This window comes from Paracoccus aminophilus JCM 7686 (genome assembly GCF_000444995.1).
Lineage (GTDB): Bacteria > Pseudomonadota > Alphaproteobacteria > Rhodobacterales > Rhodobacteraceae > Paracoccus > Paracoccus aminophilus.
Map to the genome: position 1 here is coordinate 1,759,223 of NC_022041.1, position 14,552 is coordinate 1,773,774.

The 14,552-nt window shown below is 64.7% G+C and carries 8 protein-coding genes; 7 read left to right on the plus strand and 1 reads right to left on the minus strand.

Going from position 1 to position 14,552, the window contains the following annotated elements; translation table 11 throughout:
• Positions 1 to 7 precede the first annotated feature (7 nt).
• Positions 8 to 5,980: a DUF3320 domain-containing protein gene (locus JCM7686_RS08655; protein WP_020950479.1), complete on the plus strand. Its 5,973-nt coding sequence runs from the start codon at positions 8 to 10 to the stop codon at positions 5,978 to 5,980.
• A gap of 159 nt (positions 5,981 to 6,139) precedes the next feature.
• On the opposite strand, the gene JCM7686_RS08660 is transcribed toward JCM7686_RS08655, so the two are convergent.
• On the minus strand, positions 6,140 to 7,039 hold the full coding sequence (locus JCM7686_RS08660) for a LysR family transcriptional regulator (protein ID WP_020950480.1): 900 nt from the start codon (positions 7,037 to 7,039) through the stop codon (positions 6,140 to 6,142).
• Positions 7,040 to 7,146: 107 nt separating this feature from the next.
• Between JCM7686_RS08660 and JCM7686_RS08665 the strand changes: the two genes are divergently transcribed.
• From JCM7686_RS08665 to JCM7686_RS08690, 6 genes are read left to right on the plus strand one after another with little or no spacing between them, the layout of a single operon-like run.
• On the plus strand, positions 7,147 to 8,142 hold the full coding sequence (locus JCM7686_RS08665; protein ID WP_328286681.1) for an ABC transporter permease: 996 nt from the start codon (positions 7,147 to 7,149) through the stop codon (positions 8,140 to 8,142).
• Positions 8,142 to 9,047 carry an ABC transporter permease gene (locus JCM7686_RS08670; protein ID WP_020950482.1) on the plus strand — a complete coding sequence of 302 codons (906 nt, stop codon included), beginning with the start codon at positions 8,142 to 8,144 and terminating at the stop codon, positions 9,045 to 9,047. Before JCM7686_RS08665 ends, JCM7686_RS08670 begins: the two co-directional genes overlap by 1 nt.
• A complete protein-coding gene (locus JCM7686_RS08675) occupies positions 9,044 to 10,018 on the plus strand; it encodes an ABC transporter ATP-binding protein (RefSeq protein WP_020950483.1) in 975 nt (324 codons plus the stop codon). Before JCM7686_RS08670 ends, JCM7686_RS08675 begins: the two co-directional genes overlap by 4 nt.
• Positions 10,015 to 11,085: an ABC transporter ATP-binding protein gene (locus tag JCM7686_RS08680; protein WP_020950484.1), complete on the plus strand. Its 1,071-nt coding sequence runs from the start codon at positions 10,015 to 10,017 to the stop codon at positions 11,083 to 11,085. The genes JCM7686_RS08675 and JCM7686_RS08680 overlap by 4 nt, the downstream gene beginning before the upstream one ends.
• Positions 11,082 to 12,656, plus strand: a complete 1,575-nt coding sequence (locus JCM7686_RS08685; protein WP_020950485.1) for an ABC transporter substrate-binding protein — start codon at positions 11,082 to 11,084, stop codon at positions 12,654 to 12,656. The genes JCM7686_RS08680 and JCM7686_RS08685 overlap by 4 nt, the downstream gene beginning before the upstream one ends.
• On the plus strand, positions 12,653 to 14,524 hold the full coding sequence (locus JCM7686_RS08690; RefSeq protein ID WP_020950486.1) for a CocE/NonD family hydrolase: 1,872 nt from the start codon (positions 12,653 to 12,655) through the stop codon (positions 14,522 to 14,524). The genes JCM7686_RS08685 and JCM7686_RS08690 overlap by 4 nt, the downstream gene beginning before the upstream one ends.
• Positions 14,525 to 14,552: the final 28 nt, after the last annotated feature.

Sequence of the window (14,552 nt, forward strand, 5' to 3'; positions counted from 1 at the left end):
ACGACCTATGCAAGACCTCACGGTTGACACCGATTCTGTCCGGGACTCTGCTGTCCCGGCCTCGGACGCCGAAACCGATGCCGTAACCGGGGCCGCCACTGAGGCTGAAACGCCCGCGCGGCTGATGCTCGAGGTCAGCGCCGCCACCAAGGTCAACTTCGCGACCGCCCAGAATGATGTCGCGGTGGTGAAGGCGATCACGATCACGAACCCGCTCGATCACGCGGTCTCTGGCCTCAAGTTGACCCTGAGCGCCGCGCCCGCGATCCTGCGCGAGAAAAGCTGGACGATTGACCGGATCGCCGCAGGCGGCTCGGTCACGTTGCCGAACCTCGACACCACACTCGATCCGGTCATTCTCGGCGGTCTTGACGAGGCCGAGACCGGGCAGCTGCGTTTCCATCTTGAGGGCGACGGCCTTGAGGATGTCACCCTGACCCTGCCGGTCGAGATGCTGGCGCGGGACGAATGGGGCGGGCTTGCCGAGATGGATACCGTGCTTGCGGCCTTCGTCTCGCCGAACCAGCCCTATGTCGCCCGGATCCTCAAGGAAGCCGCGCGACTGCTCGAGGCGGCGGGGCATTCTGGCGCAATCGACGGCTATCAAAGCGATGATCCGGGTCGGGTCTGGATGCTTGCGGGCGCGATCTGGTCGGCGGTGACCGCGCATGGCCTCACCTATGCGGTGCCGCCCGCCTCCTTCGAGCAGGTCGGGCAGAAGGTCCGGATGCCCGAGCGGATCGCGGCCGAGGGGCTTGCGACCTGTCTCGACACCAGCCTGCTCCTTGCGGCGGCCTTCGAGGCGGCGGGGTTGAACACGGCGCTGCTCTTTTCGCAAGGTCATGCCTGGACCGGGGTCTGGCTGGTCAAGCGCGACTTCGGCCAGCTGGTTGAGCCCGATGTGATCGAACTGCGCAAGGCGGTCGTCGCGCGCGAATTCGTCCCGATCGAAACCACCCTGCTCACCCATCGCCCGAGCGCGGGCTTTGAGGACGCCGTCGCACTGGGTCGCGACCGTCTGGGCGAGGCCCATGAGACCGAGTTTCTTCAGGCCGTCGACATCAACCGCGCCCGCGCCGCCCGCATCCGCCCGCTTGCCAGCCATCAGACCGCGGGCGAGACCCCGGTGGATGAGGTTGCCGCCGTCGCCGCCGCCTTGCCGAAACCGCTCGATTTTGGCCTTTTGCCGGGCGAGCGGATCGAAGCGGAGCCGGATACCGCGCTTGGCCGGATCGAGCGGTGGCAGCGCAAGTTGCTCGACCTCTCGCTTGGCAACAAACTGCTGAACTTCAAGGATGCGCGCAGCACGATCCCCTTGATCTGCCCCGATCTCGCCGGGGTCGAGGATCAGCTCGCGGAGGGCACCGAGTTCCGCCTGCTCGCCCTGCGCGATGAACAGGCGACCGCCGGGCGCGATCTCAGCCCCGCCGAGGCGCGCCAGATCGAGCTTGGCGTCGCCGAAGAGGCTTTGGCACGCAAGCAGCTATCGGTTCCGCTGACCGCCACGGAAATGAGCGGGCGGCTTACGGATCTGTTCCGCAAGGCGCGCCTCGACATGGCCGAGGGCGGCACCAATACGCTGTTCCTTGCCATGGGGTTCTTGCGCTGGAAACGCACGGACCGCGACCCACGCAGCTATCGCGCGCCGGTCCTGCTGATCCCGGTCCGGCTTGATCGCCGCTCGGCCCAGTCCGAATTCCGCCTCTCGCTCTTTGAAGATGAGGTGCGGGTGAACTTCACGCTTCTCGAAATGCTCAAACGCGATTTCGAGCTGCGCCTGCCCGAGCTTGAGGGCGAGTTGCCGCGCGATCAAAGCGGGCTCGACATTCCCCGCATTCTCGACCTGCTGCGCCAGCGCGTGCGCGATGTCGCGGGCTTTGAGGTCGTCGAAGAGGCCGCGCTTTCGACCTTTTCCTTCGCCAAATATCTGATGTGGAAGGATCTGGTCGACCGCACTGACAGCCTGCGCGAAAACCCGATGGTCGCACATCTGGTCGATAATCCCGATCAGGCCTTTGCCGAAGCCGCCGAGCCGATGCCCGCGCCGCGCGACATCGACCAAAAGCACAGCCCGGGCGATTTTCTGGCGCCGCTGCCTGCAGACAGTTCGCAGCTTGCGGCGGTAGCCGCAGCCGCCGCGGGGCGGAATTTCGTGCTGATCGGGCCGCCGGGCACGGGCAAAAGCCAGACCATCACCAATATCATCGCCGATCAGCTCGGGCGCGGGCGCACGGTCCTGTTCGTTGCCGAGAAATCGGCGGCGCTCGATGTTGTCCATCGCCGCCTGTCGCAGCTTGGTCTCGGCGCGGCGGTGCTGGAACTGCATTCGAACAAGGCCGATCGCAAGAAGGTGCTGCAACAGCTCGACCGCTCTTGGGCGCGTGCGAGCAGTCAGGATGCGCAGGACTGGATCCGCGTCTCGGACGATCTCCACCTGACGCGCGATCAGCTTAATGCCTATGTCGAGGCGCTCCACCGCAAGGGCACGCAGGGGTTCAGCGTCTATGCGGCGGTTGGCCGCGCGATCCAGACCGCGCCGCCCTTCACGCTGAGCTTCGCGAACAAGGATTGCCATGACCCTCAGGCTTGGGCGGCCCTCGCCACCTTGGCCGAGAATCTGGGCGCGCTGCACAACCGGATCGCGGATCTTGACCCGAACGGGCCGATCTCGCTGCTCGACCGGGGCGAATGGTCCTTTGGCTGGCAGGACCGCTTCACGGCCGCCAGCGCGAAACTCGAAGCGACCACGCTTGGCCGCGCGCAAGCGCGTCAGACCGTCGCGACCGCGCTCGGGATGGCGGCAGAGCCCGTGACCGAGGCGATTGCGGCAGCCCTGACCCGGCTTGCCCGCGCACGGTCCGAGGGCGACGAGATCCCGCCCCTCGCGCTTGCCCAACTGACCAGTTTGCGCGAAGCTTTGCCCGCGCTAGAGGCCGCATTGGCCGAGGCGAAATCGGCGCGCGGCCAGCTCAAGGCGGATTATGCTGATGAGCTCCTCGCCGATATTCCCGTCGAGTCGCTTGATCTGCAATGGCGCGAGGCGCAGGGCAAAATCTGGCCCTTCGCCGGGATGGCCCAAAGCAAGCTGCGCAAGATGCTGCAGACCTATGCGCGCTCCGGTCAGGCCGATCCCGCCTCGGATCTCGCGGCGCTGAAACGGCTGATCCGGGCGCGCGCCGAGATCAAGGCCGCGCCATTTGTCGGTCTTCCCGGCTTTGACGGCGAGGCCTCGGACCTTGCCGCCATGCGCGCCCATCTGTCGAATGCCGCCGATTATCTGGCGCTCGAAAGCGATCTGATTGCGGCGGGCCTTCCCGCCTCCCTTTCCGCTGCACGCGACGAGCTGACCAAAGCGCACGCGGGTCGCCACGGGCCGGGGCTGCTCGCTCTTCTAGGCGCTGCGGCGAAAGAAGAAGAGGCCCGCGCCGAATTCGAGGCGCTTGGCGGTCGGGTCTCGCCCGAGGCCGCCGCATATTTGCCTGCGCTTGTGGCGCTCGCGCCCCGCTTCCCGGATTGGCTGAAATGGCGCAGCGCGCGCGAACATGCCCTTGCCTCCGGTCTCGCCCCGCTGGTCGAGGCCTTGGACCGTGGCGCGCGCGTTCCGAACACGCGGCAAGCTTTCGAGGACGCCTATCTGCGCTGGTGGCTGCCGCTCGCCATGGATGCCGCCCCGCCGCTGCGCGCCTTCGCGCAATGGCAGCATGAGGCACTGATCGCGAAGTTCCGAGAGCTCGACGCAGAGCAGGCCAAGCTCGCCGCGCAAGAAGCTTTGCGCCGTTTGGGCAATGACCTGCCCCAGAAGGACAGCGTGCCGCGCAAATCGGAACTTGGCGGTCTGCGCCATCAGATCGGGCTTGAGCGCCCGTCGAAGGCGCTTCGGGCGCTGATCTCGGAAATGCCCACGACCTTCGGGAAGCTTGCGCCTTGCGTGCTGATGTCGCCGCTCTCGGTCGCGCAATATCTGCCCGCAGGTCAGGCGCAGTTTGATCTGGTGATCTTTGACGAGGCCTCGCAAATCTCGACCTGGGACGCGATCGGCGCGATCGCGCGCGGCAAGCAGGCGATCATCGTCGGCGACCCCAAGCAGATGCCACCCTCGAATTTCTTCGGGCGCGCGGATCAAAGCGACGAGGCCGATGAGGATCTCGCGCTTTACGAAAAGGACATGCCCTCGATCCTCGACGAGGTCGCGGTCGCGGGCATTCCGACCCATCGGCTCAACTGGCATTACCGCAGCCGCGACGAGGCGCTGATCGCTTTCTCGAACCATTTCTATTACGATGGCGGGTTGGTGACCTTCCCCGCGCCCGGCGCCGAGGCGCAGGCCGTGCAGATGTATCCGGTCAAAGGCACCTATCTGCGTGGCAAAGGCCGCACCAACCCGGAAGAGGCCCGCGCCATCACCGCCTTCATCTGTGCCCGCCTGCGTGCCTGGCTGGAGCTTGATGTGGCAAAGCGTCCGACCCTTGGCGTCATCACCTTCAACCAGCCCCAGCAGGCGCTGATCCAGGATCTGCTCGACGCCGAATTGCAAAAGGACGAGCGGCTGGAATGGTTCTTCTCGGATGATCGAGACGAGCCGCTGATCGTCAAGAACCTTGAGAATATTCAAGGGGATGAGCGCGATATCATGCTGTTTTCCATCACCTATGGCCCCGACCATGCCGGCAAGATCCCGATGAGCTTTGGCGCGTTGAACGGTCAGGGCGGAGAAAAGCGGCTCAATGTCGCGGTGACGCGCGCGCGAGCGGAGCTGCATATTTTCAGCTCGATCGCTGCCGAGCAGATTGATCTCAGCCGCACCCGCTCGCGGGGCGTGGCCGATTTCAAGGCCTTTCTCGATTACGCCAAACGCGGCGCGGTCGCGCTTGGCGGGCAGGATCGCGGCTCGCTTGGAGGGGTGGATTCGCCCTTCGAAGAGGCCGTGATGGAGGCGCTGCGCATCAAGGGCTGGGACATTCGCACCCAGATCGGGGTGTCGGATTACCGGATCGATCTCGGCGTGCGTCACCCCGATCACGCCGGGGCCTGGCTTGCGGGGGTCGAATGCGACGGCGCGCGCTATCATGGCTCGGCCACGGCGCGTGACCGCGACCGCGTGCGGCAGGCGGTGCTCGAAGGGCTTGGCTGGAACATCTTGCGGATCTGGTCGACCGAATGGTTCCGCGCCCCGCAAGCGACGCTCGAGATCATCGACCAGTCCCTGCACAAGCTGCTCGACGCGGATCGCGCCCGCAGGCTGACTGAGGCCGCCAAACACGCGCAGGCATCGGCAGAGGCCAGTGAGCTGGAATCTGAGCCCGCCATGCAAGCTGAGCCGGAGGCCGCAGACCACGACGCAATGCCCGAAATCCACCTTGTGGAAGCCGCTGAGCCTGTGGACGCAGCGCCTGACGCGCCAGAGGAGGCTGCGACCGAGACCCCGGTCCCCCCTGTGCCCCATCCCCAATTTGCCGATGCGGCGCGCCCCGCGTCTGAGGGCGTTTCTGAGAGCGTTTCTGAGGCCGCGCCTACCCAAAGCAAGCCGCGGCCCGCGCTCGACCCCGATCGCTTTTTCGAGGAGAGCTATGGCCCGGTGCTTGTGCAATTGATGGCCGATCTTCTTGCCGAGCAGGCGCCCGTGACCGCCGACAATCTGGCAAAGCAGGTCACTCAGGCCCATGGCTGGCAGCGCACCGGCGGTCGGATCCGCGCCCGGATTGATCAGCTTTTGCCTGCCTTCGCGCAGAGCGATGAGGCGGGCACCGCTTTTGTCTGGCCGACATCGGGTCCGCAAGCGCGGGTGCCCTTCCGCGGCATGGCTGATCGGACGGCGCGCGACATCTCGCGTCACGAGATCGCCTCGCTTCTTGATCGGATTGGCGTTGAAGTCGCGCAAAGCGAGGATCCCGCGCTTGAGTTGGCGCGTCAGATGGGGATTGCGCGTCTGTCAAAGGACACGCGGCTTTATCTCGAGGCCTGCCTGAACTGGCACAGCTAGGGCGGGCACCCTTGGTCCCGCGACATGAGGCGATGCTGAGGGCACAAAATGCCCTCACGCCGTCCAACTTGCGGTGACCTCATGCCTTCCGGGCCCGCAGTGCCTCATTGACAGCGTAACGCCCCGCCTGCCCCGATCAGACCCCTGCCTGCGCGGAGCCTACACCGTCAGGATCTGCGCAAAGCGGCGTTCGGCAACCTCGATAAAGCGGCGCGCGGTTTCCGAGGGCGGGATGTTTTCGGGCATGGCGAAGGCGAAATGGTGGCGCAAGGGTTCCGTTAGCGGGCGGATCGCGATCGGCAGATGGGCATAATCGCGCGCCATCAACCCGTTGACCAAAGTGATGCCCAGACCATGCGCCGCGAGCGCGCAGGCGGACATGACCGAATGGGCCTCTATCCGGATCTTGGGGCGCAGGCCAAGCGACATGAACAGCAGGTCGATCTCGTGGCGGGGCTGGCGCATCTTGCCCAGAAGGATCAGCGGCTCATTCGACAGATCGCGGATCGAGATCGCCTCGCGCGCGGCCATGGGATGATCGGCGGGCATCACGCAGACCGTATCCACGGCAAAGAGCGGCGTTGAGGCAAGGCCAAGACGCTGGGTCGGCATCCGCAGAAAGCCGATCTCGGCGCGGTCGTCGAGCAGCATCCGCTCGATCGTGTCATAGGTGCCGGTATGGATTTCGACCTGCACGCGGTCGCTGATTGCGGTGAAATCGCGCATGACCTGCGGAATGATCGTCATGGTCAGGCTGGCCGGAACCGCGACGCGCAGCGTCACCATCGCCGAATTGCCCGAGCCGAGCTCGCGCGCCATGGTCGCGAGCCGCTCGTTCTGGGCCAGAACCGTCAGGATCTGCGCCCGCAAGGCGCGATTTTCCGGGGTCGGGATCAGCCGCCCGCGCTCGCGCACGAACATCGCGAGACCAAGTTCGGTCTCGATCTGGGTCAACCTCCGGCTGACCGCAGATTGCGAAATGCCCAAAACCTCCGCCGCGGCCAGCGTTGTGCCCTTGTCGCAGATGGCCTGAAAGGTCCGCAGAAGCTCTGAATCCACTATGCGTAATCCGCATTCCCTTAACCGATATTATCATAATATTGCATAGCCGCGGGTCGATTGGCAATGATCCTGCAAACAGGAAGGTAAAATCGAATGACCTACCCATGCCGGTCCGCGAAAGGGCCGTGGCGATGATCGTCTTTGTGCTGCGCCGACTGCTTCAGACAGTTCTGGTACTGCTGCTGACCTCGGTCATCGTCTTTCTTGGCGTCTATGCCATTGGCGATCCGCTGGAGATCTTGCTGCCTGCGGATGCCTCGCTGGCGGAAAAGGCGCAGGTTGCCGCCTCGCTCAAGCTCGACCAGCCGCTGCCGGTGCAATATCTGAGCTTTCTCTCTTCGGCGCTGCACGGCGATTTCGGCAATTCCTTCGTCTTCAACCGTCCCGCGCTTCAGGTGATTTTCGAGCGGCTTCCGGCCACGCTTGAGCTGACCATCACCGCGATGATCCTGTCGCTGCTGATCGGGATGCCGCTGGGGCTTTGGGCCGGGACGCGGCCGGGCTCGCGGGTCGATGAGACGGTGATGACCGGCTCGATCCTCGGCTTTTCGCTGCCGAATTTTTGGCAAGGCATGATGCTTGTGATGATCTTTTCCGTCTGGCTGGGCTGGCTGCCCTCGACCGGGCGCGGCGAGACCGGCACGATCTTCGGCATCACGACGAGCTATGCCACGCTTGACGGCATCCGCCACCTGATCCTGCCCGCGACCAATCTGGCGCTGGCACAGATCGCGCTGGTCATCCGCATGACCCGCACCGGCGTGCAGGAAACCATGCCGCTCGACTTCGTGAAATATGCCCGCGCCCGTGGCCTGTCCGAGCGGCGCATCCTGTTCGTCCATGTGTTGAAGACGATCCTCATCCCGATCATCACCATTCTCGGCGTCGAATTCGGCTCGCTGGTGGCCTTTGCTGTGGTGACCGAGACGATTTTCGCCTGGCCGGGCGTCGGCAAGCTGATCATCGATTCGATCAACGCTTTGGACCGGCCGATCATCGTGGCCTATATCCTCGTGATCGTCTGCCTCTTCAGCCTCATCAACTTCGTCGTCGACGTGCTTTATTCGGCGCTCGACCCGCGCATCCGGGGGCGTCAGTGATGGTGAGCCTTATTCCCGCCCGTCTCGCGAAAAGCGACACGATTTCCGCTCGTCTGGCACGCGGTATCCTGTCCAGCCCCAAGGCCACGATCGCGGCGATCCTCTGCGTGCTGCTGATCGCGGCCTCGCTGCTGGCGCCGTGGATTGCGCCGCAAAACCCCTATGATCTGGGCGCGATCGACTTTTTCGACAGCCGCCTGCCGCCGGGCAGCACCTCGATGGGGGGCATGACCTATTGGCTCGGCACCGATACGCAGGGCCGCGACATGCTCTCGGCGATGCTTTACGGGCTGCGCACCTCGCTTGGCGTCGGCGCGACCGCCGGGCTTTTGGCGATGCTCGTCGGCACGCTGCTCGGGCTGATCGCGGCCTATGCGCGCGGCTGGCTGGATGCGCTGATCATGCGCTTTGTCGATCTGATGCTGTCGCTGCCGACGATACTTGTCGCGCTAATGATCCTTGTGATCTTCGGTCAGGGCACGTGGAAGGTCATCCTCGCGCTGATCTTCGTGCAATGGGCCTATTTCGCCCGCGCCGTCCGCGCCGCCGCGCTGGTCGAGACCGGCAAGGATTACGTCGATGCCGCGCGCTGCCTTGGCCTTTCGCCCCTGCGCATCCTGATCTGGCATATCCTGCCCAACTGCCTGCCCCAGCTGATCGTCATCGCGACGATTCAGGTCGCAACCGCGATCGCCGCCGAGGCGACGCTGAGCTTTCTCGGCATCGGTCTGCCGATCACCGAGCCCTCGCTCGGGCTGCTGATAGCCAATGGCTATCAGGTGCTGATGGCCGGGCTTTACTGGATGAGCGTGTTCCCCGGGGTTCTGCTGCTCGTCCTCGTCTTTTCGATCAATGTCGTGGGCGACCGCCTGCGCGAGGTCCTGAACCCGAGGCTGGCGCAATGAGCGATGACACGATTCTCAAGGTCGAAGGCCTCAAAACCTGGTTCGAGACGCCCAAGGGCACGGTCAAATCCGTCGATGGCGTCGATCTCGAGCTCAAGCGCGGCGAGATCCTTGGCCTCGTCGGCGAAAGCGGATCGGGCAAATCGATCACCGGCTTCTCGATCCTCGGGCTGATCGACAAGCCCGGCCGCGTGGTCGAGGGCCGGATCGATTTTCGCGGCGAGGATCTGCGCAAGGCCTCGGCCAAGCGGCTGCGCGTCCTGCGCGGCGACCGTATCGCGATGATCTTCCAAGATCCGATGATGACGCTGAATCCGGTCCTCAAGATCGGCACCCAGATGATCGAGACGGTGCAGGCCCATCGCAAGGTCAGCCGCGCCGAGGCCCGCGCTTTGGCGCGCGATGCGCTTGGCAAGGTCGGCATCCCCCATCCCGAAGAGCGCATTGACGCCTATCCGCATGAGTTTTCAGGCGGGATGCGTCAGCGCGTGGCGATTGCCATCGCCCTGCTGCATGAGCCCGATCTGATCATCGCCGACGAGCCGACGACCGCGCTTGATGTGACGATCCAAAGCCAGATCCTCGCCGAGATGCAGAAACTCTCGAAAGAGATGGGGTTGGCGATGATCTGGATCAGCCACGATCTCGGCGTGGTTGCGGCGCTCGCCCAGAAGGTCGCGGTGATGTATGCGGGCCGCATCGTCGAGCGCGGTCTGACCGGCGAAGTGCTCGATCATCCGATGCATCCCTATACGCGCGGGCTGATCGATTCGACGCCCATGGCCAATGTGCGCGGCCGCCCGCTCAAGCAGATCCCGGGCGCGGCCCCGCCGCCGCTTGGCCGCCCCGAGGGCTGCCCCTTCCGCCCGCGCTGCGCCTTTGCCACCGATGCCTGCCTGACCGAGCCCGCCGAAACATCGGCCGGCAGCCATGGCTGGCGCTGTTTCCATCCCAGAGAGGTCCTCGCATGAGCGCGTCCGCACAGGTTCCCGTTGCCGAGGCGCGGGGCGTCAGCAAGCGTTTCCAGCGCAAGACCGACATGATCGAGCGGTTCGTCGGCCGTCTGACCGGCGCGGCTGAGCCGCCAACGGTCCATGCGCTCGACAATGTCAGCCTGACCGTGATGAAGGGCGAGGTCGTCGGGCTGGTCGGTGAATCGGGCTGCGGCAAATCCACGCTTGGCCGCGCCATTGCCGGAATGCTGCCGGTCTCGGACGGCGTGATCGCGCATGAGGGCCGCGACATCGCCAGCCTGCGCGGGCGCGCGCGCATGGCGATGCGGTTGGGCACCCAGATCATCTTTCAGGACCCGATGTCCTCGCTCAACCCGCGCAAGACAGTGCGCGAGATCATCGGCGAGGCGCCCCGCGTCCATGGGCTGGTCGCCGCGCGCGACATCGACCGGCTGGTCAGCGATCTGCTGGCCCGCGTCGGCCTTGATCCGGCAATGGCCAACCGCTACCCGCACCAGTTTTCCGGCGGCCAGCGCCAGCGCATCGGCATTGCCCGCGCCTTGGCGGTGAAGCCGGAGTTCCTGATCTGCGATGAAAGCATCGCCGCGCTCGATGTCTCGATCCAGGCGCAGGTCATCAATCTGTTCATGGATCTCAAGCGCGATCTCGGGCTGACGCTTCTCTTCATCAGCCATGATCTGTCGGTGGTCCAGCATATCTCGGACCGCGTCGTGGTGATGTATCTGGGAAGGGTCGTCGAAAGCGCGCCGACCGACGAGATCTTCGGGCCCGAGGGTCCGCGCCATCCCTATACCGCCGCCCTTCTGGCCGAGGTGCCCCGGATCGAGCGGCGCGAACACAGCTTCTCGACGGTCAAAGGCGAGATCCCCTCGCCGCTTCATCCGCCAAGCGGCTGCCATTTCCATCCCAGATGCCCCTTTGCCATGGACATCTGCAAAACCACCCGCCCCGAGCTGCGTGATTTCGCGGGCGGCCATGCGGCGGCCTGCCATCTCCATGACGGTCAAGGGCTGCGCGACCAGAATTCCACCAATCAAAACTCCAGCCTTCAGGGGGCAAAATGAAGAAGTTCATCAAATCCGTGGCCATGGCCGCGCTTCTGTGTGGGGCGGCCTTGCCCGTCTCGGCGCAGCAATTGAAAATGGGCCTTGCGAGCGAGCAATCCTCGATCGACCCGCAATTCTCGCGCACCGGCAACAACCAGAACACCTCGCAGATGATCTTCGAGCAACTGGTGAGCTTTGATCAGAATCTGCAAATCTCGCCCGGCCTTGCCACCGAATGGACGAACCTTGATCCGCTGACCTGGGAGATCAAGCTGCGCCCCGGTGTCACCTTCCAGAACGGCACGCCCTTCACCGCCGATGACGTGATCTTCTCGCTGGATCGCGCCGACAAGGTACCGAATTCGCCCGCGCCTTATACCGATATGGTCTCGAGCCTCGACAAGGTCGAAAAACTCGATGACCTGACGCTGAAGATCACCACCAAGACCCCGAACCCGCAGCTGATCGAGGATCTGGGCCGCGTCTTCATCATCAGCAAGGCGGCCTCCGAGGGCAAGGCGACCGAGGACTTCAACTCGGGCGCGGCCGCCATCGGAACCGGGCCTTACAAATTCGTGTCCTGGGTACCGGGGCAGGATCTGAAACTGCAGGCCTATGACGGCTATTGGGGCGAAAAGCCCGAGTTTCAGGACGTGGACATCAAGTTCATCTCGAATGACGCGGCGCGAGTCGCGGCGCTTTTGTCGGGCGCGGTCGATCTGATCGACACGCTGCCAGTGACCGATGCCAAACAGGTCGCGGCCAATGACAAATTCACCGTCCTCTCCGAGCCCTCGGGCCGGATCGTCTATCTGGCGCTGAGCATGCGCGACGACACCGCGCCGGGCGTGACCGATGCGCAAGGCAAGCCGCTGGCCGCGAACCCCTTCCGCGACGCGCGGGTGCGCAAGGCGATTTCGCTGATGATCGACCGCCAGCTGATCGTTGACCGTCTGCTCGGCGGCGCGGGTGTGCCCTCGGGCCAGCTCGTCCCGGAAGTTCTGGGCGGCTATGCCTCGGATCTGACGCCCCAGACGCCGGATGCGGCCGAGGCCAAGAAGCTCTTGGCAGAGGCAGGTTATCCCGAGGGCTTCGGCCTGACCGTCGTCTCCTCGAACGACCGTTTCCCGGGCGATGCCGATCTGGCGCAGGCGCTTGGCCAGATGCTGACGCGCGGCGGGCTCAAGGTGAATGGCGTGCAGGTCTATCCCTATAACGTCTATGCCAAGGATGCGACCGGCGGCAGCTACGGCGCTTTCGTCTTCTCGCTCGGAGCCTCGACCCCGACCTCGGCGCCAATGCTCGGCTCGCTGCTGCGCAGCTACGACAAAGAGGCCGGGACCGGCGCCTTCAACCGCATGCGCTTCTCTTCGCCCGAGTTCGATGCGGCGCTTGCCAAGGCGCTGGCGGAATTCGACCCCGCCAAGCGCAACGAGCTGCTCGCCGAAGCCACCCGGATCGCCTTTGCCCAGACCCCGATCGTGCCGCTTTACTGGCAGAAGATCGAATGGGGCATGAAGAAAGGCCTGAGCCTTGATGCGGGCCTTTCCGAATATACCCTTCCCCAGAATGTGAGGACCGTGAAGTGACGACCAAGGTCGCCCTGACGCCGGCCGAGCCGGTAGCGCAGGATGTTGTCGTTCATCGCAATGTGATGATCCCGATGCGGGACGGTGTCCATCTGGCCACCGACATCTATCGCCCCGCTCAGGGCGGCCTGCCGCTCGAAACACCCCTCCCGGTGATCTTCGAGCGCACCCCCTATGACAAGGCGGGCACGCCACGGACCGAATTGTCCGTGGCAGAGCCTGTCTCGAAATCACGCGAAGAGCTTGCCCTGCTTCTGGTGCGCGAGGGCTATGTCGTGATCTGGCAGGATTGCCGGGGCCGTTACGGCTCGGAAGGCCGCTTCACCAAATATGTGAATGAGGCCGAAGACGGCTATGATTCCATGGTGTGGATCGAGGCCCAGCCCTGGAACAATTCGCGCATCGGCACGATGGGGCTGAGCTATGACGCCCATGTGCAAATGGCGATGGCCTGTCTCAACCCGCCGGGGCTCGCCTGTATGGCGGTCGATTCCGGCGGCTTCTCGAATGCCTATCACTGCGGCATCCGCCAAGGCGGTGCCTTCGAGATGAAACAGGTGACCTGGGCCTATAACCGCGCCCTGGAAAGCCCGCTTGCCGCCGCCGACCCGCGTGTGTTGGGCGCAATCGAGGCCGAAAGCCTGCACGGCTGGATGGCGCGCACGCCCTGGACCAAGGGCCGCTCGCCGATCAAATGGGACCCCGATTACGAGGCCTATGTCCTCGAACAATGGCAGCACGGCACCTTCGACGAGTTCTGGAAGAAAAGCGGACTTTGGGCGGCGGGCTATTACCAGAGCTTCCCCAAGATCCCGATCATCTTCGTCTCGAGCTGGTATGACGTCTATGTCCCGACCACGCTGGAAAACCACGCGGGTCTCAAAGGCGACGCCGCGCGTCCGCTGGCGCTGATCATGGGGCCTTGGACCCATGGCAACCGCTCGCAGCGGGTCTTCGGCGATGTCGATTTCGGCCCGGCCGCCACCTTCGACGGACAGGTCGATCGCGACTGGCTGAGCTACCGGCTGCGCTTTTTCGCGCGCTGGCTGAAGGGCGAGGATCTGCCCGCACAGGAAGGCCGCGCCCATCTCTTCGTCATGGGCGGCGGCAGCGGCAGCCGGACCGAGGCCGGTCATCTCGATCACGGCGGCCATTGGATCGAAGCGCCCGACTGGCCGGTGCCGGGGGCAAAGCCGCTGGTGCTTTACCCGCGCCCGGACATGAGCCTGAGCGAAGCGCCCTCTCACGACGGCGCCGCGTTGAGCTATGATTTCGACCCGCGCGATCCGGTGCCCACCATCGGCGGCGCGCTGACCTCGGGCGAGCCGATCTTTACCGGTGGCGGCTTCGATCAGGTGGAATCCGAGGCCTTCTTCGGTTGCCGCAACCCCGGGATGCCGCTGACCGCGCGCCCCGATGTGCTGAGCTTCGAGACCGCGCCCCTGACCGAGGACCTGATTATCGCGGGCCCGGTCACGGTGCGTCTCACGGTCTCGACCGATGCGCCGGATACGGATTTCACCGCGAAACTGGTCGATGTCTATCCGCCAAGCGAGGATTATCCGCGCGGCTATGCACTGGGGCTCTCGGACGGGATTTTCCGGGTGCGCTACCGCAAGAGCTGGGAAACTCCCGCTCTGGTCGAGCCGGATGAAGGCGCTTTCGAGATCGAGATCCAGCCCTTTGCCACCGCGAACCTCTTTGCCAAGGGCCATCGGCTGCGGCTTGATATCTCGTCGTCGAACTTCCCGAAATTCGACATCAATCCGAACACCGGCGCGCCGGAAGGCACGTCGCGCACCTCAAGGATCGCGACAAATACGCTGCATCTCGGGGCTGGCACCCGGATCGAACTGTTGCAGCTTTAAGCCAGCCCGCCCCTCTGGCCCCCTCTCT